Raw genomic sequence first — 25,493 nt, 5'->3', positions numbered from 1 at the left:
CCAATTAATATAAATCAACTCCGGTGTAATTCTTCGGAGTAAAATGTTTCAACTCTTCTTTTACCTCATCACGCACATCCAACGTATCAATAAATCTGGCAATAGACTCACCATTGATCACATCATTTGTGCGGGTAAGATCTTTAAGTGTTTCATAAGGATTGGCAAACCCTTCTCTGCGCAAGATGGTTTGCATAGCCTCAGCCACAACTGCCCAGTTGTTATCCAGATCTTTATCGATGGCACCCTGGTTGATTAGCAATTTCCCAAGACCTTTTTGCAACGACTGAATGGACAACACAGAATGTGCAAGAGGTACACCAATATTCCGTAATACGGTGCTATCGGTCAGATCGCGCTGCAAACGCGACACAGGCAGTTTGGCCGACAAATGTTCAAACAGAGCATTGGCAATTCCCAGGTTACCTTCCGCATTCTCGAAATCAATAGGATTCACTTTGTGTGGCATCGCACTGGAACCTACTTCTCCCTTTTTGATCTTCTGCTTAAAGTATTCCATCATGATGTAAGTCCAGAAATCACGGGCCAGATCAATCAGAATAACATTGATGCGCTTCAGATTGTCAAATATTGCGGAGAGATTATCGTAGTTGGAAATCTGAGTGGTAAGCTGCTCTCTTTCCAGCTTCAACTTATCACCTACAAACCGGTTTCCAAAGGATACCCAGTCAATTTCAGGGTAGGCTGCTTTATGCGCGTTAAAGTTTCCTGTGGCTCCTCCGAATTTGGCAGGACAAGGAATATCTTTCAACAACTGAAGCTGAATTTTCAGTCGCTCCACAAAGACCCGGATCTCTTTCCCAAGGCGAGTCGGCGATGCCGGTTGCCCGTGCGTTCTGGCCAACATGGTAATCTCCTTCCACTCGTTAGACATTTTTTCCAACTGAGCAATCAACTCCTCCAAAAACGGGTAATAAACTTCGTTTACCGCATCACGCAATGAAGCAGGAACAGCAGTGTTGTTAATATCCTGAGAAGTCAGTCCGAAATGAATAAACTCCTTGGATTTTTCCAGTCCCAAACCATCAAACTGCTCTTTCAGGTAATATTCCACTGCCTTGACATCGTGATTGGTAACCGATTCAATGTCTTTGATCCGCTCAGCATCCTCCAGCTGAAAATTGCGGTAGATATCCCGTAAAGCATCGAATTTACTTTGATCAAAATTCTTTAACTGCTCAATGGGTTCTTCACAAAGCGCAATAAAATATTCCACTTCCACCATCACCCGGTAACGGATAAGGGCATATTCTGAAAAATAAAGGGCAAGTCCGTCCACTTTGGTACGGTAGCGCCCGTCGATGGGCGAAATAGCTGTCAACAGGTGCAGATCTGTCATGGTTCTTCAGGTTTTGATTTTGCAGCCACAAAGGTAGTAGTTTTCGAGGAACAATGGCCATAAGTAATTGCTCAAATGTCTTAAAGAATAAATGAAGTTAAGAATTTTAATCCGGGACGTATTGTTTCAATACCTAAAAAACCAACCATTTTTTGTCATTCCTCCCATGGATTCCTTATTTTTGACTTTTCAGTTAGCCTGATCTATTTAGAGCCTATCCATAAACTAAGTAAAGTTTATTTTTAGTCATGTGTCTGGTCATAAAATGTCTGTTGCAAGGCTTGCGACCGCGTGCCGCCTAAAGCTTTAGCGCCGTGCCGTCGGCAAGCCTTTGGCGACCGATGGGTGGCGCAAGCCGCCAAAAGCGGAGTTTACTTTGGTAAATGAGTATCTTGGCGGCAAGCGTAACGACGCAAATGGTACTTTATGGAAAGACTCTATTGATGAATTTTCGTTCTGAATTAAACAGAACAAAGTTGTCCCGATAAAAAATCAGACATAAAACACAATAAGATGGAAGAACAAATAAAGCAGGTAGCAACCCGCATTAAAGATCTACGGGAAATTCTGAACATCTCAAAAGAGGAAGCAGCTGATAGCTGCGGAATAACTACCGCAGAGTATTCCGAAATTGAATCAGGAAAAGTTGACATCCCTGTTGGAATTATGCATTTGCTGGCCAAAAAATTCAGGGTGGATGTTACCTCATTTCTGAGCGGCTCTGAACCTCGAATGCACTATTACACGCTTACCCGTAAAGGGAAAGGGGTCTCGGTGGAGCGTAGAAAAGTATACAACTACCAGGCGCTGGCTGCAAATTTCATCAACCGGAAAGCCGATCCCTTCATTGTCACCGTAGATCCTAAATCAGACGATGCAGCAATCGAGTTCAACAGTCATCCGGGGCAGGAATTCAATTTAATTCTGAAAGGCAGTCTGAAACTGAACCTGAACAATAAGGAGATGTTGCTCAACGAAGGGGACAGCATTTATTTTGATGCCAGGCTGCCCCACGGCATGAAAGCGACAAACAACGAGCCTTGCGAATTTCTGGCAATCATTTTGTAAATAGTGCCTGTCCATAAAGTACCGTTTACTGCGTTATACCATTCACGGAAACTACTCATTTACTAAGGTAAACTTCGCATTTCCGTGAATGGCAAGCCTTGTAAACGGAACCTTCTGAACAGACACAGTACTTGAAAAATATTTTCCCGAATTTTTTTAGACAGGCTAAATAGAGTCTGTCCATAAACTAAGCGTTTTTCACGTGTTTGAGATAGAACGTTCAAATTGCAAAGCCTGCCCCGATTTTTCTTCGGGGGCGTGTGAAAAACCTAAACCACAGTCCCGAAGTAGCTTTTGTTAGGTTTTTTGAACAAAAAACCAACAAAAAACACAATCGGGATGAGGATTTAGATTTTGAGCAACAACGCAGAAGTTGGACTTTATAGACAAACACTAATTACCGATATTTCATAAAAAACAATCATGCAGTTATTTAAAAAATACCTAGAACAACCTGAATTTAAGTCACTTGCTGACTTTCAAAACAATTTTAAGATAAAGATCCCCGACAATTTCAACTTTGCCTACGATGTGGTGGACGAATACGCGCGACTGGAGCCTGATAAAGTTGCATTGGTTTGGGTAAACGACGAAGGTGCTCATCGCAACTTCACCTATCGTGAGCTGAAAGAAAGATCGGACGAAACAGCCTCCTGGTTTCGGGCTTCCGGAATAGGCCGTGGTGACAAAGTAATGCTGATTCTGAAACGACGCTACGAGTTCTGGTTTGCCACCCTGGCTTTGCACAAAATTGGTGCTACGGCCATACCAGCCACGCACCTGCTCACCGAAAAAGACATTATTTACCGTTGTAATGCAGCAGACATTAAAGCACTGGTGTGCGTAGGAGAAGAAAATGTCATCAATCATGTGGAAAAAGCGCTGCCTGATTGCCCCACGGTTGATAAATTAATCTCGGTGGGTCCTGATTACCCTGAAAACTGGGAAAACTTTCAAAAAGAAGTAGCCACTGCGGCTCCTTTCCAGAAGCCGGATATTCCGTCGCAGAATGACGATCTGTTGTTTCTCTATTTCACATCGGGAACCACCGGCAACCCCAAAATGGTGGCCCACGATTACACTTATCCTCTGGCACACATCATCACAGCCTCTTTCTGGCACAATGTGAAGGAGGACGGACGTCACCTCACTGTGGCAGACACCGGCTGGGCCAAAGCTGTATGGGGAAAACTCTACGGACAGATGATGGCAGGATGCAGCGTTTTTGTTTATGATCACCAAAAATTTACTCCTGCTGATATGCTGGAAGTAATATCCAAATATAAAGTTACCTCCTTTTGTGCACCTCCAACCATCTTCCGTTTCCTGATCAGGGAAGACTTTTCGAATTATGACCTGTCAGCCCTGGAATACTGCACCACAGCAGGAGAAGCACTAAACCCAAAGGTTTTTGACACTTTCCGAGAACTGACTGGCATCAAACTGATGGAGGCTTTTGGCCAGACAGAGACAGCTGTTCAGCTGGCTACTTTCCCCTGGATGGAGCCCAAACCTGGCTCCATGGGCATTCCCACGCCCCAATACAACATCGACCTGCTGAAGCCCGATGGTACATCATGCGAGGACGGAGAGGAAGGGCAGATTGTGATCCGCATCGGGGAGGAGTATCCTATCGGTCTCTTTAAAGGCTATTATCGTGATGAGGAACGCACCCGCGAAGTTTTGCAGGACGGAATTTATTACACCGGAGATATTGCCTGGCGCGATGAAGACGGTTTTTACTGGTTTGTGGGACGAGCCGACGATGTTATCAAAAGTTCAGGTTACCGTATAGGGCCTTTTGAGGTGGAGAGTGTGCTGATGACGCATCCCGCTGTAGTGGAGTGTGCAGTGACCGGGGCTCCCGACGAGATCCGTGGTCAGGTAGTAAAGGCTACCATTGTTCTGGCAAATGGATTTGCTGCCTCCGACGAACTTGCAAAAGATATTCAGGAACATGTGAAGAAAACCACTGCCCCCTATAAATATCCCCGCATCGTTGAATTTGTGAAAGAGCTGCCTAAAACCATCAGTGGCAAAATTCGCAGAGTGGAAATTCGCGGAGAAGAGAAACAATAAATAGTGCCTGTCTATAAAGTCGGGAAAGTTTGTAAAAGGTCATGTGTTTGGTCCGAAAGTGCCAGTTGCAAAGCCTGCCCCAATTTTTTTTTCGGGGGCGTGTGAAAAACCTAAACCACAGTCCCGAAGTAGCTTTTGTAAGGTTTTTTGAACAAAAAACCAACAAAAAGCACAATCGGGATGAGTATTTTGGGGGCAAGCGTAATGCAGCAAGTGGTACTTTATGGACAGACACTAAATAAACCTGAATAGATTTATTTGATTACCTCAACCAGAGAACTATAAAAAAAAGGGATGATTTTCGCCAAAGGTAAAAATCATCCCTTTTTTAATTCAAAATTGCTCTTTCAAAAACGGCTTAAATAACCTGCCATATACATAAGACAGGTAAAATGTAAACAGGCTGAAACCCTGAGAGCAATAGCCCAGGGCAACGCTCTGGGTTTTGAGGTATCCCTCATACCCCCAGTCTCCTAAATACCCCGGATTAGAGTCATTGCTATCAAACTGTCGCCCCGCCGGGGCTGGTCCACCACGAAAAGGAAAAATCGAACAATAACATGTCAACCTCAATCCTTTAGCTCTTGGCTCTTAGTCAAAACTAACTCCTCAACACTTCTGCCTTCTGCCTTCTGCCTTCTGCCTTCTAACTTCTATTCTCTATTCTCTATTCTCTAACATCTATCTCATAAATTTCTCACGTTGCTGAAGGTTCAACAAGCCCCAAAGTACAGAAACCGCCGAAACCACCAATAAAAAGGTACGATTGCGAACGACAGCCAGCTCCCATACCACAGAGCTGGTATCTGAAGGCATATCAAAGGGATTAAAAAATACACTCCAGGTAGTTATTGACAATTCACCAGATATTATTTCCAAAAACCAGGCAATAATCGCAAGAATAATAACCACTACAGCAGCACCATGCCCGTTGCGAATAATTGTAGAGAAAAGAAAGCCAACAGTCCCGAAAAAAGTCACGGGTACCATCAATTGTAGAGACAGCAGCAATATATTGTGACGAAGCAAAATAAAATTGTCCAGAAACGATAGAAACAGAATCACTGACCATACCATCATTAGAATAATTAAAATCCTAACCATCCAAACCTTGAAGCGATAGTTGGGAATACTGAACAATATTTCCAGAATTCTTGCATCTTCATCATTCTGAATGCCGTAAACTGTTGGGAAAAAGATAAGCAACAACGCCGGGAACAACAATTGATGGTAGATTGAAGCGACATCCGGGATGGAAGGTGAAAACAAGCTGATACCGGTAATCAAAAGAAAAAATATAAAACTTCCACCCAGAAAATAGACAAATTTATTCCCGAAAATCACCTTAATATTATACCGGATCAATTCAGTTATGATTGACAGTTGAACTGATTTTTGTTTTTCCATGCTTTTCCTTTTTAGTTCCCTTTATTCAACAACCACAAATAGGAATCCTCTAAAACAGCAGTTACTTCCACTGCCCGCTCATCAGGTTTTTCGGAAGCAAGGCAACGTAACCGTACATTCGTCCCCTGATTCATATGATGAATTACCGTAAATCTACGAGTCATTTCTTCCACTTCATGGGGGGCCACTTCCACCTGCCAGACTTTACCATTAGCTATGGTCACCATATCGCGTGGTTCTCCCCAGTAGCGTAATGCCCCTTTCGACATAACAGCCACCATATTACATGAACTGGAGATGTCTTCGATGATATGAGTAGAAAAAACCACAACCCTTTCACGGCTCAGCTCTACCAGCAGATTACGGAAACGGATGCGCTCACGCGGGTCAAGTCCGGCGGTGGGTTCATCAACCACCAGAATCCTGGGTAAATGCAACAATATCATAGCAATCCCAATTCGCTGTTTCATCCCTCCCGAATAGGCTCCAATTTTACTTTTACGACGCTCCCACATATGCACCGATTCCAAAACATAGCGAACCCTTTCATCGCGAACTTTTTTGTCCACAATATTTTTCAAAATTGCCTGATAGTTCAGAAACTCCAGGGCGGTCATATTCTCATACGTCCCAAATTCCTGAGGAAGATAACCAATGAGGCCTTGTAGTTCTTCTCTGTATTCCGCAGTATCAAAACCATTGATAAATATTTTCCCATAACTCTGATCCAGGATTCCGCAAAGCGTGCGCATAATGGTTGTTTTTCCGGCACCGTTAGGGCCCAAGAGTCCAATCATTCCACTTGACAACTCCAGAGAAACACCTTTTACAGCCTTAAACGGCTCTTTGGATTCTTTTGCAAACGGAAGCAATGTCACCCATTTCACAAAGCGACGCCTGATTCCCTTAAACCACCCGTGAATCATTTCAGGTTTCAATCTTCCTGCTCGGGTTTTTTTACTTACCAGGAGTACGGACCCCACAATTACCCAAAGCACGATGATGGTTACTGCACCTCCTTTATTCTTCCAGTTCTGCAACATCAGAAACAATAAAACCAATGGATAACCAATCCGCCATGTCCACCGGATCATCTTCAAAAACCTGCGCCGATTGATAATATTCGTAGCAGAAAGACCAAGCTTGAACCATCGCTGATGCAAAACTTCAAAATACCCTGCAATCACAAAGTAGTTGATAATCCAGAAAAACAACTGCCAGAAACCATTGTCAAGATAGATTAGCGAAAACCAACTGAGAAAAACCAGTAACGGAATCTGCCAGATAAGTCCGGCGCGCAAATCTGAGGCATCAAGGGGAAACTCCTGCAACCTTTCTCTAAGACTGGCCCGTTGACTCCACTCCCGGCGAAAACGGTTTGGCCGCCCGTAAACCTTCACAATATTTCTGACATTTATGCGGATGGTGGCATCATCTTCAATCAATTTGCTGTTGGCGCGTTTCAGACTATTCTGAGCAAACCAAATAATCCACGGAACTCCGGCTATTGTCAGTACGGTGGTCACCATCTGCCAGAGCACTGACATGTCGCTCCCCCACCAAATCCATACAAACAACATAACCCAAACCACAATTAATGCAACTCTTATAGACTTTTTAAGTGACCGAATCCAGCCTAGAGCCTTTTCAAGACCCAATCCAAATGCAGGAACAAAAACCAGAGTAAGTATTGAACTGAAAACCAAGCCTCCGATTACTGTTATGGCAAAAGGTGCTCCCAATGCACCAACATATTCACCTTCCCCCAAACTCAAAGGCAGCATGGCCACAATAGTCGTTGTAGCGGTAATCAGAATGGGACGTAAACGGGCCATACCCGCCTCCATGTATGACCGGACAACAGACGCCCCAGAACGACGAAGCTGCATCGCATAATCAATGAGTATTATGCCATTGTTGACCACCACTCCCAATAAAATTAAAAACCCGATAAACGTATTAAAATTGAGTAATGAATTGCCTGTAAACAGTAGTGCCAACATAGATCCTACTGCCGCCAGAGGAATGGTAAACAACATCACCACAGGTGCTGAAAAAGACTCAAACACCGAAGCCAGAATCATAAATATCAGCAAAATAGCCATCCCAGCCAGGAAATAATATTCTTTGGTAGATTCATCACGCTGCAGGGTAGCGGTAACCCCCTCCGGAAGTCCTGATGCCAGTAACAACTCCTCAATCTCTTTTAAAGCAGTCTCCTCCAGTTCGCGGGATCCTTCCACCTCCTTTTTGAGATTAAACCGAACCACAATCTGTTTTTCCTGATTTACCCGGTGATACTGCGACTCACTGTTTTGCAGCGCAATACCTGCAAACGACTTCAATTTGGCCTGCTCCCCACCTGACGTCCTTATTTGAGTATCCCCCAGCGTTTTCATATCAGCAGCTTTACTTACTGCCAACGAATCTTCCTGTGCCTGATCAAACGCCAACATGATGTCATACTCCTGATTATCGGCCTTAAAAGTACCTCCTGATTCTGTTTGAGGAGACAAAGTGGTTAGCTGGGCAACCACCTGGGCAGGCTGTACCCCATTAATGCCCATCCAGTAAGGATCCAGATCGAGCATTACTTCCGGACGTTGCCAACTTCCCTCTACCCATACACCATCCAAACTGGTCAGGTTTTCTTTCATCAGATCCACCAGGTCATTGGCTGCAAGCACCATATCATTAAAACTCTCACCCCGGACCATCACCTGTCGTTGTTCATCTGCAAGACCAAGCATAGACAGGGCTCCGCCTCCCATTCCGGCACCACCGCCACCACTTTCTCGTCCGGTATCGAAACTCACCGAAGCTCCGGGCCACTCCCGCCACAACTCATTCTCTACTTTTGATTTGATTTCCTGAAAAGAAAGATTTTGGTATTCCATGGAATCCTTATCCACTTCGACAGTGATCACCGCCCTGTCGGTATATATTTTACTGATAACATTGGCAGGCAGATCCAATAGAACAAGACGTTCTTCCATGGTACGTATCAGTTCATCAGACTTTTCCAAAGTTGAACCTTCATTCATGTTAACATTGACTTCAACGCTGCTCTTTTCTACAGGTTTATTTCCTGCAATACTGTAAGCAAAACTCAGAAAAGCGACCAGAAAGAACACCCCCAGGCCTCCCATTACCAAGAGGGCAGGGTGACGTAACCCCCCTTTCAGGAGCTGAATGTAAATTTGAACAAAATGATTGTGCAACGGCAGCCGGGAGAGTCGCCACGACTGCCCCCCCTGACGTTTCAGAATGGCATTGACAATGGTTGGGATAAGCACAAGGGCCACCAGCAGAGATACCAACAGCGTGGAAACAATAGATACACTTACATGACGGGCCACCTCGCTAAGCACCTGATTGGTTGCAAAAACAAAAGGAAGAAATACCACAATGGTAGTTAAAGTGGCCGCTGTAACCGAACGCCAAATCTGAGTGGTGCCCCTTACTACCATATCCTCAGTTTTTCCTCCACGGGAGGTCATCCGGTAAATATTCTCCATCACCACCACGCCGTTGTCAATCAGCATTCCCATTGCAAGCGCCAGACCTATAAGTGTCAACATATTAATGGTGATATCCGCAGCATAGAAAAAATTAAAGGCTCCGAATACCGACACTGGCATAGCAACCATTACCACCATCACCAGTGGCAAATTTTCAAGGAATATCCATAATATGAATATGGCCAGTAATCCCCCGATAATAGCCAGTTGAATGATTTGGTCGATGTTTTTCTCAATTTCTTCGGCTGAATTTGACTGAATTTCCATGGTTAACCCGCGGGGAGAAAAATCTTCATTGATGGAGGCCAATTCATCTTTCACTTTATCGGACAATTCAATAAGGTTAACCTGTGACTCTCTGACAAGCGAGATGGTTACCACATCCTTTCCGTTTATCCGACTGAAAGAATCAGGTTCACGCAATCCGTAACTGATAACAGCAATATCAGAAAGCAACAGAGGACCTTCCTCACTGATGACTATTTGTCCGATATCGGAAGCGGACAAATATTCTGCACCCGCATTAACAAAAAAACGGGTTCCATGTTGATGCACCTCTCCCACAAATGTTTTGGATTGCTGACCGGACCTTATTTGCTGCCGGATATCACTCATCGTCAATCCGTAACTTTCCAGTTCATCACGATTTACTGTCACAGTGACTGTTTTCTCCCGACCCCCAAATACCTGCACCGAAGCAATTCCGTCCACGGCCATAAACCGATCGTTTACTTCCTGTTCCAGCAAAGTACGAATACGGTCAGAGCCACCCTCTCCCATCACCTGAATCTGCATAAATTCAGTATTAATCTGCTCCATATCCACCCTGACCACTTCGGCCATAAAACCTTCAGGTAAGCGACTTCTCACTGCATCCACCTGTTCCGTAAGCTTCAGATAAGCATAACGCATATCGGCCTGCTGTGCAAAGTAAACAGAGACCATGCCTCCATCTGGCATAACCCGTGATTCAATCTTCTCCACTTTATCCAAACGTCCTGCAGCTCCCTCCAATGGAATAACAGCTTCGCGCTCCACATACTGAAGATCGCGCTCCACAGGTGCCATCACACGAATAAAAAGAACCGGAAGCTCCATGGCCGGAATTAATTCCACCGACAAAGACCGGTAACTAATGACTCCCAGCATGGTAAGCGCCACAAAGAACATGCTTACAAGAACTTTCCTATTGATCAGTTGCTTCATAAGGCACTCTTTTGTTTGCGTCCGCTTCTGTCGAACAGTTCATAAACACAGGGAATAACCACCAAAGTCAGCAAGGTGGAGGTAAATAATCCAGCAATAACAGCAATGGCCAGTGGTGAACGCAAAGAAGCACTGCGTCCTATCGACAATGCCAACGGGAAAAGAGCAAGCATCGTGGTAAGCGAAGTCATCAGAATGGGACGTAAACGATCACGCGCCGCTTTCAACACAGCTTCCCGCAACTGGCCACCCTGACTTTTGTATTGATTAATGGCATCCACCAGAATAATGGAATCGTTGACCGCAATTCCCCCCAGCATCACAACGCCAATAAAAGCCATGATGTTAAAGGTGATTCCAAGCAACCAGAAAGTCAGAATTGTTCCCACCCCGGCCAGTGGAATAGTTAGTAGGATCGTAAACGGATGAATCAATGATTCGAACTGAGCAGCCATCACCATATAAACCAACACCACAGAGAGCATGAGGGCAAACAGGAGCTGTGAAAAAGACTCTTTTCTCCGTTGCTCATCCCCGGTAACCAGCACACGATATCCCGGAGGTATCGCCATATCTGCTACCTGTGTTTCTACCTTTTCAACCACCTTATCGAAAGGTTTCCCCGGAACCACTCCTGCGTAAACTTTTCCAACACGGCTCTGATTGTCACGGAGAATTTCACCCGGCTCATGTCCAACTTCTATCCGGGCAAGTTCATTCAGGTGGTAGGCCTCTTCTCCGTTCACAATTTCCAGGGTGGCCAGATCGTTGATGCTTAGCTCCTTTCCCGACACTTTTATTTCAGTGCGGTTGCCACTTTCTTCCAATGACCCGGCATCCTGCTTTTGCAAAGATGCCTGCACCTGCGATATAATGCTCTGAATATTCAAACCAAGCATTCCGGCTTTCATACGATCAATACGAATATCTATTTCAGGGGCCTCCTCTTCAAATGAAGTGAAAACATTGATTAAATCCGGCGAATTTCTCAGCTTCCCGGCAATACCGGATGTCGTTGCTTTTAAAACATCGGTATCCGGCCCGCGAACCTCAAGCACAAAAGGCGATTCATCGTCACCGGCAAGTGACTGCAAAGCCGGCTCTGTCTGACCGTAGTGCAACTCCAACCCGTTGACGCCGGCAAACAAACTGTCCAATGCAGAAGCCAAATTTCCGGAAGCTGATTTGGAAACTTTGGAAAAGGCAACTTTCAGAAAACCTTCGTTTTCTCCTCTTGAAAACGATTGTCCCGATTCAGTTACGGCGGGACCGGAATGAGCATAAATCCATTTAAGCGAACCTTCCGGCATTATCTGACGAATTGATCGGGAAACTGATGAAAGAGTGGCTCCTGTTGATTCCAGACGAGTTCCGGCCGGAAGGGTTACTTCAATCTCCAGCTCATCAGAAGAAGCATCGGGCAGAAAAGAAGAACCCACAAAAGGCAGCAAAGCATAACTACCGGCCATCAGCAAAAGCGCAGCAATCAACACAAGTCCCTTATGATCCAACGCTTTTCCCAATATTTTATGATAAAACCCCGACTTTAAAGGTTTTGAGGTCGCCACAGAGCGATTCCGCCCAATTAGTTTGGTGCTTAGCAAGGGAACGACCATCAGGGCCACACCCAGTGAGCAAAAAAGGCTAAAGGCCACTGTCCAGGCCTGATCCTTGAAGAATTCGCCCGACACACCCTGAAGATATACAATAGGAAGAAACACAACCACCGTCGTAAGCGTGGAAGCCACAATAGCGCCTCCCACACTTCCTGCTCCTTCAATGGCTGCATCTTTCAACGACTTTCCTTTTTCATGTAATCGATAAATATTCTCCAGCACGATAATCGCATTATCAACCAACATGCCGGCTCCCAGCGCCAACCCTCCAAGGGTCATAAGATTAAGCGTTAAATCGTTGAAATACATCAACCCGAATGTGGCCACCACCGATAACGGAATGGCAATACTCACAACCAATGTTGCCCCCCAGTTTCGGAGAAACAGAAACAATACCACCACGGCAAACAAAATTCCCAGCAAGGCACTTTCACTCACTTCCGCTACGGAAGCCTCAATAAAACGCCCCTGATTTTCGATTACCTCCATCTTGATCCCCAAATGATTGGCAGAAAACTCATCCAGTGTTTCAAAAACTGCACCGGTCATTTCAACGGTATTGTAGCGGTTTTCTTTGTAGATGTATAAACCCAGACAATCCCGCCCATTGATGTTTACCATGCTTGTAGGGCGATCCTCCAGTAATCTGATATCAGCAATATCTTTAAGCAAAACCGGCGAACCGGCATCTCCTGACTCCCGGTTGTTCCCAGCCATTTTAATAACCAGCGTTTCAATATCAGCAGCTGTGGAAATGGCACTACTTCCCCTAACCACATAGCGCTGGCCTTTCTCTTCAATGTAACCACCGCTTACATTTTGATTAAAATTATTGATCTGTTCGGCAATCTGCTCAAGTGTAATTCCAAAAGCACTCAGGGCATTGCTGTTTGCCTGAACCTCCACTACATATTCACGCTCGCCCGCAATGGCCACATCAGCCACACCTTCAAGGCGCACCAATTCGGGACGCAAAACATTCTCCACCAACAATCGCAACTGATTGAGATTACGCCCCAGCGAATCATACAGAGCAATCTGAACCACCGGATCGGCGTTGGGATTGAAGCGGGAGATGTTCAGTTCTTCCACATCTTCCCTGTTAGAATAGGGCGACAATACCTTTTGCAATTCAAGAAAAGCCTGATCCATATCGTTGTCCCAGGAATAAGAAATAGTCAATCGTGCCCGCCCGGACATAATTGCGGACTCCACATTGGCAACCCCTTTTTGGCGCACCACGAGAGCCTCGATGGGAACCACCAATTGCTTTTCAATTTCTGCAGGTGGACGTTCCCCGGCATCAATCTCCACAAACAAACGCGGATTATCAATCTCCGGCATCAAATTGGTTCCCAGTCGGGAGTAGGAGATAAATCCCAGCAACAACACCGCTAAAACAATCATCGATACCGTGACAGGGTTCTTTATGGAAAATCTAGGTAAGCTTCTCATTATATTTTAATTAGAAATATCAAATTAACACCCCTTCCCATTGGGACCTATAAGCTATGAGGGATGAGCTGTGAGCTACGAACCAATAACCATTCACTTAACCTCATCTTCAATCTTCACCTTAGATCCGTCACGCAAGGTTTCAAAACCTTTCACCACTACCTGTTCACCAGCTTCAAGTCCATCCACTATTTCAATACGATCTTTGTTTTCCAACCCGGTTTGCACAATGCGCTTCCGGGCAGTTTCACCATCCACCACATATACAAATTTTCCACCCATCTGCGATAAAACCACATTGGGCGGCACGGCCAAAGTACTGTCGCTCTGCTCCACCACAATACCTGCATTCACAAACATTCCCGGCCGCAGGAGATCTTCACGGTTTTGAACCGCAATCCGCCCCTTAAAAGAGCGGGTAGCAATATCCAACGCAGGAGAAAGCTGAGAAATGTTTCCCGTTACTGTATCTTCAACAGATGAATAACTGGTTATAAACGCCGTCTGCCCGGCTTTAACCTTCCCGAAAGAAGCGGCAGGCAGGGTAACATTCAAAATCATACGATCGTAATTCATTATACTGACCATCTCGCCCCCCTGTTGAACTCTGACACCCTGTGAATAATAAGGCAAAGACGTTATTACCCCGTCAATAGGCGATTCTATACTCATCTTGTCCAGGTTAATTTGGGCATTCTCATAAGTTTTCCGGGCACTCACAAGATTCCGCTCTGCATTTACCAATTCCCGTTGAGTAACCCCCCCTTTTTCAAACAAGGCTTTTTGCTTCTCATATTCCTGTTCTGATATTTCCAGGTTAAGCCGTTCTCCTTCAATATCAGTACTATTTCGATAGGCTTTATCCTCCAGTCTGATAATAACACTTCCCTTCTTAACCCGGTCGCCCATTTTGAAAAGAGCACCTGTAGCCGGATTTTTTTGCAGATAATACTCGCCTGCCATTTCATTGGTCAATGTAACGGAACCGGCAGGTAACAAATCACCTGTGACGGTTACCACTTCACGGACCGTACCGGGAGTAAGATTCTGAACTGTAACATCGACAGCCACATCCATATTGAATCGTTGATTCTGATTGCCACAGCCGGCAAGAAATCCAACAAAAATTAAAGCAGCAATTATATTTTTCATCCGTATAAAATTTAATTGTTAAGGTCAGATGGAACTCGCATACAAGAACTTATACATGTTCGCTTTATTCGTTTAAAATTTGGTAATTAAATGGCAATAAGCCAATTAGCCTGAATTATTCATGAATAAACCAGGCTAGAGTCCGTCTATAAACTAAGCATAGTCTGTTTTTAGTCATGTGTCTGGTCAGAAAGTGCCAATTGCAAGGCTTGCGAAGCCGCCAAAAGCGCAATTTACTTGCGTAAATGAGTATTTTGGCGGCAAGTACAACGCCGCAAGTGGTACTTTATGGACAGATACCAATCAATACTTCGATAAATCAGGCACAATCCCCTCTCCACGTTCAAAATCATAGAGTGTCTGAATTTTCATATTCAACAATTCCAGCAAATAACTAATCCTGGCACTTGTCAAATCTGTTTTTTTCTGAGTCAGCTGATTCTGATAGAGGTTCAGATCCATACTGGTAAGGTCACCATTTTTATATTTCTCCAGATTAATTTCATAGGTCAGTTTGGCATTTTCCAGATTTTTCTGAGCAATATCAATCTGTGTCAACAAATTTTTCAAACTCCGATGCACTTGCCTGATGGTTAATGAGATATTGATTTTCTCATCATTCATATTTATTTCTCTGATTTGTTGTGCCGCCTGCGCTGCCCTCATCCGGGCCTTCTTTTCTCCCCAGTCCCACAAAGGGATTTCCAGCGAGAACCCGATGTTCTGGTTGTCCGTGGGACGATCAAACACACCTGTCAGTTCTTCATTTTCACCAAAAAGTCCTACAGAAACGCCAATATTTCCTTTAAATTCATTCTGTGCATTGGTGCGAATAATGTCGAACTGGCCCGTTTCTATATCAATTTTTCGTTGTCTGATTTCCAACCTGTTTTCAACAGCCCGTTTCATGGCATTTTCCAGATTCACATCCACTGCCATCACATTCACTTCGGCCAAAACAAGCACTTCCTCGTCCAGTGGCATTCCCAGCATCTGCTTGAACTGATCTTTAATATTCTCCAGCTCCACCTGCCTGTTTTGATATCCTGAGCTACTGGTCATCAAATCCAGTTCGGCCTGTAGAAGTTCTTCCCGTGCTACCAGTCCGGCATCCACTTTATTTCGGATAATTTCCACACTCTGAGTCCTGTTTTCAAACTCTTCACGAGCTGTATTGACAGACACCTGAGCTTCATAGACCTGATAAAATGCCTGTGAAACGGTCCGTTCCATATTCAGCTCCTGCAAAGCATAATTGATTTGGGAGTTCTCAAGGGCATATTCCAACTCTTTAAGCTCCATTTTGGTGCGATTGTAGGTAAATAAAGGCTGATCCAGATGCAGTGACAGATTGTTACTGAATCCACGGAAAGGATCCCCGCTAAATGAACTGTTGCTTTGGGAATCCTGCCAGCGTAAACTGTTGCTCAATGTGAGTACTCCATCTGTGAGCGTAATCGGTTGCTGCACACTGAAAGTTCCGTAGCTGCTCAGATTTTCGGTGGTGTACCACTCTGACAGCGGATCGTTGTATTGCCGGTTGTGACTGTACTCAAGGGGCGTCAGGTTTAACCGGAAACTTGACTTCAGGGATGCCCGGCGTGCAATGAGATTCTCTCTGCTTTGTTCCAGATTTAGCCGGGCCCGTTTAATATCCGGGCTCTCCTGTCGGGCGTAACTCAAAGCTTTTTCAAGCGTCAATACCTGCTGAGCCTGCATTCCGTTACCTGTAGAAACAGATAAAATGAGAAAAAGCAGCGTTACCTTCAAAATCCTTAGTATTAAGTTCATTCGTATATAATTTATCATTGATGTTCGGTTAAGAATTGAGATTGCTTCACTACGTTCGCAATGACAGATTTTTATAACAAAAAATCAGACAATTAACAGTTGGCCTCCTTTCGGGGACCTGGCTCATTTTGCCCAACCTACCCCGGGTCGATAACCCGGGGTTATTCAAGTTTGCCCCCTACGGGGACGAGCCAAGTCTGTCATAGACCCATTATTCCTCATTTTTTTTTGAGGTAGGTACGCGCAATAACGGGTCTTTTCAACCTCTACTCTTGCCTTGCTCGTTTAATCAAGATATCTATTACTAAAATCCCCACCACTGACCACTCACCACTCACCACTAATCATCCACTACTCACTACTTGACTATAAACTAACTTCCTGCCTTCTGCCTCTCATATATTTTATCTTAAAATCTAACCGTCTGTTCTTATCCATTTTACCGCATCAGCCACCACATAAGGAAAATCAGATTCATCCGACAACTCCACGACTGCCTCTTCCCGGTTAAAAAAGAACCTCCCCAGAGAAATCCACCCACTACGGTCACGGACCGGTGGAGTCTCCACTTTTTCCTCCCCATTGGCATGATGAATCACATAATAAAAACGACCTCTCGAATTCCTGCTCCTCCATCCGGTATTCATTCCTTCGGGAATATAAACCTGAACTTCGTACCGTCCTGCCTCCGGTAATTTCAGTTTCCAGCGTGCTTTATCATTACCATTGCCCGAAGCTTTCAGAACAGCGGAACGTAAATAATCGCCATAATAATTCTGAGCCAGAGTATTGGTCCATACAGCCTGTGGCCGCCAGTAATAAAACATTTCATAATTATCAGCCTTTTTGAGTTCACGTGAAAGCCACCAGTCCTTCAGAGTTCTGATCTCATTGCGACTGCTGATTTCAAATCCGGGATCCTCATTATCCACCACTAAAGTTTGGCTTCCACCCGGAACATTGCCATTAAGTTCAACCACTTCCACTCCTTCCTGCGGCTGAAGTTCATATAAATCCTCACCAATATTGACAAAAGGAAAAACGAAAACCGGAGGGATATTCCGGGAAACACCTGTAAAAATTTTCAGTTCACGGGGCTGATTATCATATACCATTTTTATGCGCAACTGATCGCCAGCCTTCACCACATAAGAGTCTTTATCGTTGTTTTCCTCCTCTTTCATACTTTGATACCTCCATTGTGAAAAGGAATGATTCCGACTTTCTGAGAGGTCAAGAAAGGCTGTTTCGGTATTCAAAATACCATCCGCACTCCCTGTATTGGAGACTTCAAAGGAAACCAGAAACTGTTTTTTCCCCTGGTTCCGGAAAGTAGCTGCTTTTACATCACCAAAACGAAAGGCAGGAAGGTCATCACCGGAAACCACAGTTTGGTATTTCTTCTTTAAAAAGCCCTCTTCTCCGGCCATTTCAAACCATTGGTCAGGACTTTCGGCCCGAAATCTAAAATGCGCCAGGGCAGGTCGAAATACTTTCACAAAATTGTCCTGTTTGCTTTGTGCAGATATCTCAGAAAAAAAATGAATCCCCTTCAAATTCAATATTCTGGCCACTGTATCACCTGCATCCTCATGTGCCATCCATTCAGAAACGCTTCTTTCTCTCAATGCCAGCAGTCCTTTATACTGGTCCCGCTCTGCACGCCATCCTTCGTTTTTCTCTTTTTGTCCCTTCTCACGGAGAGCTTCATCCATCATTATCTGAAACACCGGCCACCCCTTCTCTCGAATCTGATAAGAATGATAGAAATAAAGTGGAAAAATCTGTAAGCGGTTCCACTCAGTCATCAAACGCCCTCCATCCTCAGAACCCGAAAAAACCCTCCATTGAGGATACAAAAACAGGTTTCCGGCCATTGTCATCATGGTCTTTGTCTGGACTTCCTGCTCATCAACCTCTTCTCCCTGTGACTCCGCTTCCTCTTTAAAATCATTCAGGGTATTTTCCACATCAAGGAACCAACGTCCCCCACCATTTTCAGGCATCAAAACCATCTCCGGCTGAATATGATCAGTTCCTGTTCGCCACGATTGCAAATAGGTGTAAAAATGTACCGGGACTTCAATCAACTTCAATCGCTGAAATGGATATTCAAGACCTAAACTTCTTTCATATTGACCTTTCATGTCTCTGATAATCGCAGGTATTGTATCTCTCAACTCCCCGAAAGCTTTTTCAAACAAATCATTGTCGCGGTGAACAGACAGCGAATATTCCACTCCATCCACCAACAAAGTATCTGTTTTATAATAACCCGCAATCAATGTCAAAGCATTGAGTGGCTTACCTGCTGAATAACGAACTATTTTCCCGGAATCGACTCCTGCCCCCTGCGAAATAACCTCCAAATTATAACCGGAGGAGAACTCAAGAACATAGTTCGTAAAATCAGGTTGTTGTCGAAAATTGCGCCAGGCAACTTTTGGATACCAACCTGACTCTTGTGTCAGCAGAACATAATCAGGCCGGATAAAATAATGTTCTTTACCGCCAATCAGGGGTTCAAAGCGACTCAAAGACTCTCTCTCTTTTTCAAATTCCGGGTAAATGGCCTCCTGATCAGGATGTCCTGTATAGAAAACGCTACAACTGAATCCGGAAACATCTTTCTCATACATCAAGGACGTAGCTACAGATATAATCCCTTCTGAAAAAGTAAAAGGGACCTGCTGATTGTTCAGAGTAACAGAACTTATATCAAAGCCGGGATTGAGATGCAGAAACAAGGTATCGGATGTGCTCTTTTCTTTGATAAACAGATGGGCTTCGCTCACAAGGTTATTTCCGTTGTGATGAACACGCAAATAACAGGAATCAACAGAATATGCAGGTAAAGCCGGGAGTAATTTGTCTGTACGTCTGATTCTTTCCCTGAGTTGCTGTCCGTCAATTCCTTTTGAAACAATGTTGAAGAATAAAAAAGCTGCCCCACTCAGTAAAATCACACAAAATAAAAGGAGAGTTCCTGAACGACGTCTGGTACCGGGCAATCGTGGCAGACAAAATGCAGTAAGTAAAATCCCCATTAGGCCTAAAAGAAAATATCCGCCACGCTGAAACAATAAATATTCAGTATTGGAAAGTCCGGAAAAGCCGGAATAATAACCGGGAATGAAAAACCCGATAAAATCCCATACTCCCCAATGCATATTTCCCAGATAAAAAAGCACCATCCCTCCGAACCCCAAAACCAGCACAAATGTAACCGCCTGATTTCGAACCAACACCATCAAGACAAAAGAAAAACCAAGGATAAAAACAAGCGATGGCAAGGAGAAAATGAAAGGATAAATAAATATTGCCTGCCACACAAAGACGGCATCCGGTGAAATGAGTGTTACCACCATTGCCAGCAGCGCCACCACCATATTCAAACCCATAAAAACCATCAGCGCACCCCAGGTCTTTCCCAATACATATTGAACATTTGACATGGGGCGTGTATAAAAAACTTCGGTGGTATCCATTTTACGCTCACGCCCCAGAAAATCGGCAGATAAAAAGGCGGCAATCACCACCTGGGCCACTGTAAAGAGATAAAAATCCATGTAAAACACACCGCCCCGCATGTATCGGCCACTCCAGGCTTCCGATTCTGCAATACCCAATACCCCAAACACATCGAAAAGTACGAGAATAGCCAAAATCAGCAGCGAGAAAATGCGAAACAACCAGCTCCTCCACAAAATCCGGGCTTCATACTGCCCCACTTTTGAAATGTAGTAAAAGAAGGATGAAAATCTGGAAAGGAGCGATTCATCAGAGAAAGCAGGATTAGAGTTATTTTTTAGGTCGGAATTCATAGTCTAAACATTATTCTCCATAAAACAAACATAAGCATGTTCCAGTCCGGGATCTATATTTTCGGCATTTTGCAGCGGTTTCTGCCGGGCAATCAACTCGACCTCATACCCCTCAACAGACGGTATGGTAGTAATTACGGGAAATTGCTCTTTTAATGATTTGAGTTCATCAAAACCGACAGCGGCACGCCATACCAATCCCCTGGACTGTGCAATAAAATCATCGGGACGGCCCTGATATTTCACCATACCATTATCCAAAAGTGCCATGGAGCGACAAGTACTTGATATATCAGCTACTATATGTGTGGAAAGAATAATTATTACTCCCTGCTGACTCAGGTTACTCAGAATATTCCTGAACCTGATGCGTTCCTCGGGATCCAGGCCGGTGGTGGGCTCATCTACAATCAGAAGTCGTGGATTGCCAATAAGTGCCTGTGCTATTCCAAGACGCCTTTTCATTCCTCCCGACAGTTTATTGGCATACCGATCATGTGCATCAAGCAAACCCACTTGTTCCAACAAGCGATCCACCTCCATACGCCGATCTTTTTTAGATCTGATACCGGCCAGTGAGGCAGCATAATCCAGAAATTCCCGCGCTTTCAACTTTGGAAAAAAACGAAAATCCTGTGGCAGATAGCCTATCATCTGTCTGATTTCCCTGCGATGCTGCGAAAGAGAATATCCATCAATGGTCACATCTCCTGCACCCGGTTCCTGAAGAGTCACTAAAATACGCATAAGCGTAGATTTGCCGGCACCATTGGGACCAAGAAGGCCAAACATTCCTTCCTGAATAATCAGATTTACGTCTTTCAGGGCCTGATGCCCGTTATCGTAAATCTTGTTAAGGTTTTTTATTTGTAGTTCCAAAGCTCAGGTTTTCGTATCTGGTTTGCTTAATCAATAAACGAACCAGAAAGAGCAAATTAAACAAAATCAAATTATTAAAGCAAAACTATTTGACATAAAAGTGTTCGATATGATACAAACAGGTGTCCTATACCGAACACATCCCCCCTGTTTTATTGACTTCGCATAACCTCAAAATCTTAACCCATTAAAAATACAGGAGAAAAATCACTAATTCAACACACATCGCTCTAATATTTTTCAGACATACAGCTTTAAGTTGACAACTTAAATTTATAGCAGCGGACTATACTAATCCGTTAAACAGAGTAAATTATGGAGTTCAATATAAGGTAGAGTATATTAATCAAATACATTTTCAGGTTCTTGCAAGCTAATAATAATTTATATACTTTTAGTTCAGGTTCAAAAAACACAAATCCGGTATGTTCCCAAAAAGAGCCATGAAAAATATCATTCTCACAATACTGCTATGGTTGGCTTCCATGGGAATACCGTCGGCACAAAATGAATTTAAGGACATTGTACTCCTAAATTCCTATCATGCGACCTTTAAATGGACTGCTGACATCACCAGAGGCGTATTGGAAGAGTTGCCACCGGAAGAAAACTACCGGGTTTTTGTAGAATACATGGATTCCAAAAGATTCCAAAGCGATGAATACCTGCAAGGGTTAAATAACCTTTTCACCAAAAAATACGATTCCATCCGAATTGACGGGGTTATCATCAGTGACAATAATGCACTTGATTTTTTTCTAAAATACGGAAATGAGATTTGGGGTGATGTCCCTGTTTCATTTTGCGGGATTAACAACATACACAAATATAGTCCTGATACAACACGTTTTAGAGGAATAGATGAAAAAATAAACATCGACAGCACCCTAAGCATCATCAAGGTACTGCAACCAGATTTGGAAGAATTGATTGTGGTTTCTGACTCCACCCACTCCGGACAAATCTTCTCCAATCAATTTGCCGAAGCCGCCAAACGCCACCCCTGGCTGAAATACCAAATTCTTCATGCTGACACTCCCTGGCAACTTAGTACAGAGCTTCGAACCATTTGCACACCCAACAAAGCCATTTACCTGTTAAGTCTGTATATCAACCGGGGCGGATTTCCCCGCGAAATGCTGGAAGAAGCCCCTTTGATTATCGACAACTGCAAAGTACCGGTTTACAGCAACTGGGATTTTCTATTCAATGACTTTATTGTTGGCGGAGTGGTGATCAGAGGTGTAAATCAGGGTCGCAAAGCTGCGACCATCATGAAAGAGACACTGAAGGGGACCTACTGCACACCCTGGTTAGCAGATCCTCAGGAAATTCTTGCGCTGGATTATCGACAAGCCAATCGCAACGGTTTAAACTTAATGAAGCTCGTACCTCCGGGCATATTGCTCAACAAACCGGAAAACCCTTTCCAACGATTTAAACAGGAAATCATCATAATTCTCTCCATCCTAAGTTTTCTGGTCATCGTCATTATCGTATTACTGCGTGTTATTAATCAAAAAAGAAAGGCCGAAGCTAACCTGGCCTTTAGCGAAAGTCGATTGGAACTGGCACTGGATGGTGCCAATGAAGGACTCTGGGATGTTGATTTTGTAAATGGAGAGGTTTTTCTTAGTCACAGATTTGCCCGGTTGTTAAAATATAATAACCCCAACGAACTGGATTTTAATACCACCAATTACAGAAACCTTTTTCATCCGGACGACCATCAGCAGGTATCGGAAGCCTTTCAAATGCATAAGGAAGGCCTGACAACCGTTTTTCGTTGCGAAGCACGGCTGCTCAACAACTATGAACAATATGTGTGGTTTTCCATTCACGGAAAAATAACTGAAAGAGATATTACCAGGGAACCAGTTCGGATGGTAGGTACCATCAACGAAATTCAGTCGCAAAAAGAATTTGAAAACCAACTTAGAGAAGCCAAAGAAAAAGCTGAAGAAAGTGATCGGTTAAAATCGGCCTTCCTGGCAAATATGTCGCACGAGATTCGTACCCCGATGAATGCCATCCTTGGATTTACGGACCTTATCCTTAACGACCTGCTCGAAAGGAATGAACGAAATAAATACCTGAGGGTCATAAAAAATAGTGGCGAGAACCTGCTGAATATTATAAATGATATCATAGATATTTCCAAAATTGAATCCGGACAACTAAAGATCAAGGAAGAAAAATTTGATCTTCATACGGTCTTGCAAAACATTCAAAACATAGCAGAAAGTTTAATAAATCAGGAAGAAAAAGACATCCGGTTCCTGTTAACTACCGATTCCTCGAAAGAGGTATTCCAGATCCGTGCCGACCAGTATCGCCTTCATCAACTCTTACTCAACCTGATTACCAACGCAATTAAATTTACGGATGAAGGAACCATAGAGGCAGGATATTTCATCAGGGACAAAGAGACACTGGTTTTCTTTGTAAAAGATACCGGTCGGGGCATTGCCTCCAGATTCAAAAACATTATTTTTGAGCGTTTCAGGCAGATTGATGAAAGCCCGGTACGCAAATTCGGTGGCACAGGTCTGGGTCTTGCCATCACAAAAAGCCTGATAACCATTATGAAAGGAGATATTTGGTTTGATTCAGAACCCGGAAAAGGTTCTGAGTTCTACTTCTCATTACCGTGTGAATTCAATCAATAAAGAATATGCAAATTTTTTACGAACCCGAAATATTAACCAATGGCGGTGTTTTAAACGAAGAGGAATCCAAACACTGTATAAAAGTACTGAGACACAAGGCCGGAGATCAGATTTATGTAATTGACGGCAGGGGAACAAGAGTTTTGTGCAGTATAACCGAAGCATCGCCCAAGGCCTGCCGGGTAAAGATTGAACAAAAAGAAACGGGGCAACCGGATGCTCCGGCCTGTCACATTGCCATAGCCCCTACCAAGAGCATTGATCGTTTTGAGTGGTTTCTGGAAAAATCAACCGAACTGGGTATTGACAGGATCACCCCCCTGCTTTGCCATCAATCAGAGCGCCGACAAATAAAACTTCCCCGGCTGGACAGGGTAATCACTGCTGCCACCAAGCAATGTCTACGCCTGTGGCGACCATCAATCGCCGAATTAACAGAGATTAAAAAATTTCTGGATGCCCCTCATCCTGAGAAATACAAATTCATTGCCCATTGCATGGAAGATGAACGTAAGGAATTAATCACAGAATTGAAGAAAAACAAAGCAAAGGAAGACATCCTGATATTGATTGGCCCTGAAGGAGATTTCGCTCCGGAAGAGGTAAAAATGGCCATAAAAAACGGATTCATTCCGGTAGTAATGGGAAAAAACCGGCTACGCACAGAAACAGCAGGGATTGCAGCCTGTATGTTGGCAAAAATACCAGAACTCTATAAATAATCCTGAAGTGTTCTCCCAGCCAGATACTCCCTGATTTCGCCTGAAACACGCAAAGACAAGTCCCCCAAAAGACATTCCCCAAAAGGACAAACAGGACGATCCATGGGACAGGTCTGTACGGACAACGGCCCTTCAATGGCTTCGAAAATATTGAGTAACGTAATTTCTGCGGGCAAACGCTTTAATACAAATCCTCCGGAGGGCCCCCTGTTCGACGAAACAAAGCCTGCCTTCGACAAGCGCTGCATGATTTTGGCAACGTGATGTTTAGAACTTCCGATAAATTCTGAAATCTTCAAAACATTCAATACCTCATCGGAACGGGCAATTAAAACCATGCTATGTAGTCCTATGGAGGCTGCTTCGGTTAAGGCAACAATATTTGACATCCTGCATCTTATTATAGGGCCCACTCTGGAAAGTCCGGTTTCGCCAACGTCATCATTGCCTGAAATGTTGAAGTTAACAAAAATCTTACTTTTCCGATTAGACTCATTATTTAGTATTATACAATTATCCGGGAGAAAAATGAACCATTGTTCGAACAAAAATAACAATAAAAACGAAAACAACCCGTTTCAGAACGATAAGTCTGTAAACGGGTTGTATATTATTTAGTGTTTGTCTATAAAGTACCATTTGCGTCGTTACGCTTGCCACCAAAATACTCATTTACCCAGGTAAACTCCGTTTTTGGCGGCTTGCGCCACCCATCGGTCGCCAAAGGCTTGCCGACGGCACGGC

13 protein-coding genes are annotated in these 25,493 nt (G+C 44.0%); 4 read left to right on the top strand and 9 right to left on the bottom strand.

Features of this window, described 5'->3' with window-relative positions:
- Nucleotides 1–4: 4 nt before the first annotated feature.
- Complete coding sequence (purB, locus tag W7W_RS0100075) at nucleotides 5–1,360, bottom strand: adenylosuccinate lyase (protein ID WP_010661844.1); 1,356 nt, start codon at nucleotides 1,358–1,360, stop codon at nucleotides 5–7.
- Between the two features lie 513 nt (nucleotides 1,361–1,873).
- Here purB and W7W_RS0100070 point away from each other — a divergent pair.
- The gene (locus W7W_RS0100070) at nucleotides 1,874–2,428 is read left to right on the top strand and encodes a helix-turn-helix domain-containing protein (RefSeq protein WP_010661843.1); all 555 of its coding nucleotides are present in this window, start codon (nucleotides 1,874–1,876) and stop codon (nucleotides 2,426–2,428) included.
- A 423-nt stretch (nucleotides 2,429–2,851) separates the two neighbouring features.
- A complete protein-coding gene (locus W7W_RS0100065) occupies nucleotides 2,852–4,507 on the top strand; it encodes an AMP-binding protein (RefSeq protein ID WP_010661842.1) in 1,656 nt (551 codons plus the stop codon).
- A gap of 681 nt (nucleotides 4,508–5,188) precedes the next feature.
- Here W7W_RS0100065 and W7W_RS0100055 read toward each other — a convergent pair.
- From W7W_RS0100055 to W7W_RS0100025, 7 genes are all read right to left on the bottom strand, one after another.
- Nucleotides 5,189–5,914: a hypothetical protein gene (locus tag W7W_RS0100055; RefSeq protein WP_010661840.1), complete on the bottom strand. Its 726-nt coding sequence runs from the start codon at nucleotides 5,912–5,914 to the stop codon at nucleotides 5,189–5,191.
- 11 nt (nucleotides 5,915–5,925) lie between these two features.
- On the bottom strand, nucleotides 5,926–10,641 hold the full coding sequence (locus W7W_RS0100050; protein ID WP_010661839.1) for an efflux RND transporter permease subunit: 4,716 nt from the start codon (nucleotides 10,639–10,641) through the stop codon (nucleotides 5,926–5,928).
- Entirely contained in the window at nucleotides 10,638–13,712 is a 3,075-nt protein-coding gene (locus W7W_RS0100045; protein WP_029510165.1) for an efflux RND transporter permease subunit, read from the bottom strand. Before W7W_RS0100045 ends, W7W_RS0100050 begins: the two co-directional genes overlap by 4 nt.
- A gap of 93 nt (nucleotides 13,713–13,805) precedes the next feature.
- Nucleotides 13,806–14,864 (bottom strand): efflux RND transporter periplasmic adaptor subunit, encoded by a 1,059-nt coding sequence (locus tag W7W_RS0100040; protein ID WP_010661837.1) that lies wholly within the window; start codon nucleotides 14,862–14,864, stop codon nucleotides 13,806–13,808.
- Between the two features lie 303 nt (nucleotides 14,865–15,167).
- The gene (locus W7W_RS0100035; RefSeq protein ID WP_010661836.1) at nucleotides 15,168–16,655 is read right to left on the bottom strand and encodes a TolC family protein; all 1,488 of its coding nucleotides are present in this window, start codon (nucleotides 16,653–16,655) and stop codon (nucleotides 15,168–15,170) included.
- Between the two features lie 416 nt (nucleotides 16,656–17,071).
- Complete coding sequence (locus W7W_RS0100030; RefSeq protein WP_010661835.1) at nucleotides 17,072–20,479, bottom strand: golvesin C-terminal-like domain-containing protein; 3,408 nt, start codon at nucleotides 20,477–20,479, stop codon at nucleotides 17,072–17,074.
- 3 nt (nucleotides 20,480–20,482) lie between these two features.
- Complete coding sequence (locus W7W_RS0100025; protein WP_010661834.1) at nucleotides 20,483–21,358, bottom strand: ABC transporter ATP-binding protein; 876 nt, start codon at nucleotides 21,356–21,358, stop codon at nucleotides 20,483–20,485.
- Nucleotides 21,359–21,801: 443 nt separating this feature from the next.
- Between W7W_RS0100025 and W7W_RS0100020 the strand changes: the two genes are divergently transcribed.
- Complete coding sequence (locus W7W_RS0100020) at nucleotides 21,802–24,027, top strand: PAS domain-containing protein (protein ID WP_238532121.1); 2,226 nt, start codon at nucleotides 21,802–21,804, stop codon at nucleotides 24,025–24,027.
- 5 nt (nucleotides 24,028–24,032) lie between these two features.
- Complete coding sequence (locus W7W_RS0100015; RefSeq protein WP_010661832.1) at nucleotides 24,033–24,749, top strand: 16S rRNA (uracil(1498)-N(3))-methyltransferase; 717 nt, start codon at nucleotides 24,033–24,035, stop codon at nucleotides 24,747–24,749.
- Here W7W_RS0100015 and W7W_RS0100010 read toward each other — a convergent pair.
- Nucleotides 24,740–25,138, bottom strand: coding sequence for an RrF2 family transcriptional regulator (locus W7W_RS0100010; protein WP_010661831.1), 399 nt, complete (start codon nucleotides 25,136–25,138; stop codon nucleotides 24,740–24,742). The genes W7W_RS0100015 and W7W_RS0100010 overlap by 10 nt on opposite strands.
- Nucleotides 25,139–25,493 lie beyond the last annotated feature (355 nt).

It is taken from the genome of Marinilabilia salmonicolor JCM 21150, assembly GCF_000259075.1.
GTDB lineage: Bacteria > Bacteroidota > Bacteroidia > Bacteroidales > Marinilabiliaceae > Marinilabilia > Marinilabilia salmonicolor.
Note: the sequence above shows the minus strand (reverse complement) of the source record. Positions and strands in the feature narration are given on the sequence as shown.

Excerpts from the sequence above, each read along its gene's own strand:
- purB (WP_010661844.1), bottom strand. The coding sequence starts at position 1,360 with ATGACAGATCTGCACCTGTTGACAGCTATTTCGCCCATCGACGGGCGC.
- W7W_RS0100070 (WP_010661843.1), top strand. The coding sequence starts at position 1,874 with ATGGAAGAACAAATAAAGCAGGTAGCAACCCGCATTAAAGATCTACGG.
- W7W_RS0100065 (WP_010661842.1), top strand. The coding sequence starts at position 2,852 with ATGCAGTTATTTAAAAAATACCTAGAACAACCTGAATTTAAGTCACTT.
- W7W_RS0100055 (WP_010661840.1), bottom strand. The coding sequence starts at position 5,914 with ATGGAAAAACAAAAATCAGTTCAACTGTCAATCATAACTGAATTGATC.
- W7W_RS0100050 (WP_010661839.1), bottom strand. The coding sequence starts at position 10,641 with ATGAAGCAACTGATCAATAGGAAAGTTCTTGTAAGCATGTTCTTTGTG.
- W7W_RS0100045 (WP_029510165.1), bottom strand. The coding sequence starts at position 13,712 with ATGAGAAGCTTACCTAGATTTTCCATAAAGAACCCTGTCACGGTATCG.
- W7W_RS0100040 (WP_010661837.1), bottom strand. The coding sequence starts at position 14,864 with ATGAAAAATATAATTGCTGCTTTAATTTTTGTTGGATTTCTTGCCGGC.
- W7W_RS0100035 (WP_010661836.1), bottom strand. The coding sequence starts at position 16,655 with ATGAACTTAATACTAAGGATTTTGAAGGTAACGCTGCTTTTTCTCATT.
- W7W_RS0100030 (WP_010661835.1), bottom strand. The coding sequence starts at position 20,479 with ATGAATTCCGACCTAAAAAATAACTCTAATCCTGCTTTCTCTGATGAA.
- W7W_RS0100020 (WP_238532121.1), top strand. The coding sequence starts at position 21,802 with ATGAAAAATATCATTCTCACAATACTGCTATGGTTGGCTTCCATGGGA.
- W7W_RS0100015 (WP_010661832.1), top strand. The coding sequence starts at position 24,033 with ATGCAAATTTTTTACGAACCCGAAATATTAACCAATGGCGGTGTTTTA.
- W7W_RS0100010 (WP_010661831.1), bottom strand. The coding sequence starts at position 25,138 with ATGTCAAATATTGTTGCCTTAACCGAAGCAGCCTCCATAGGACTACAT.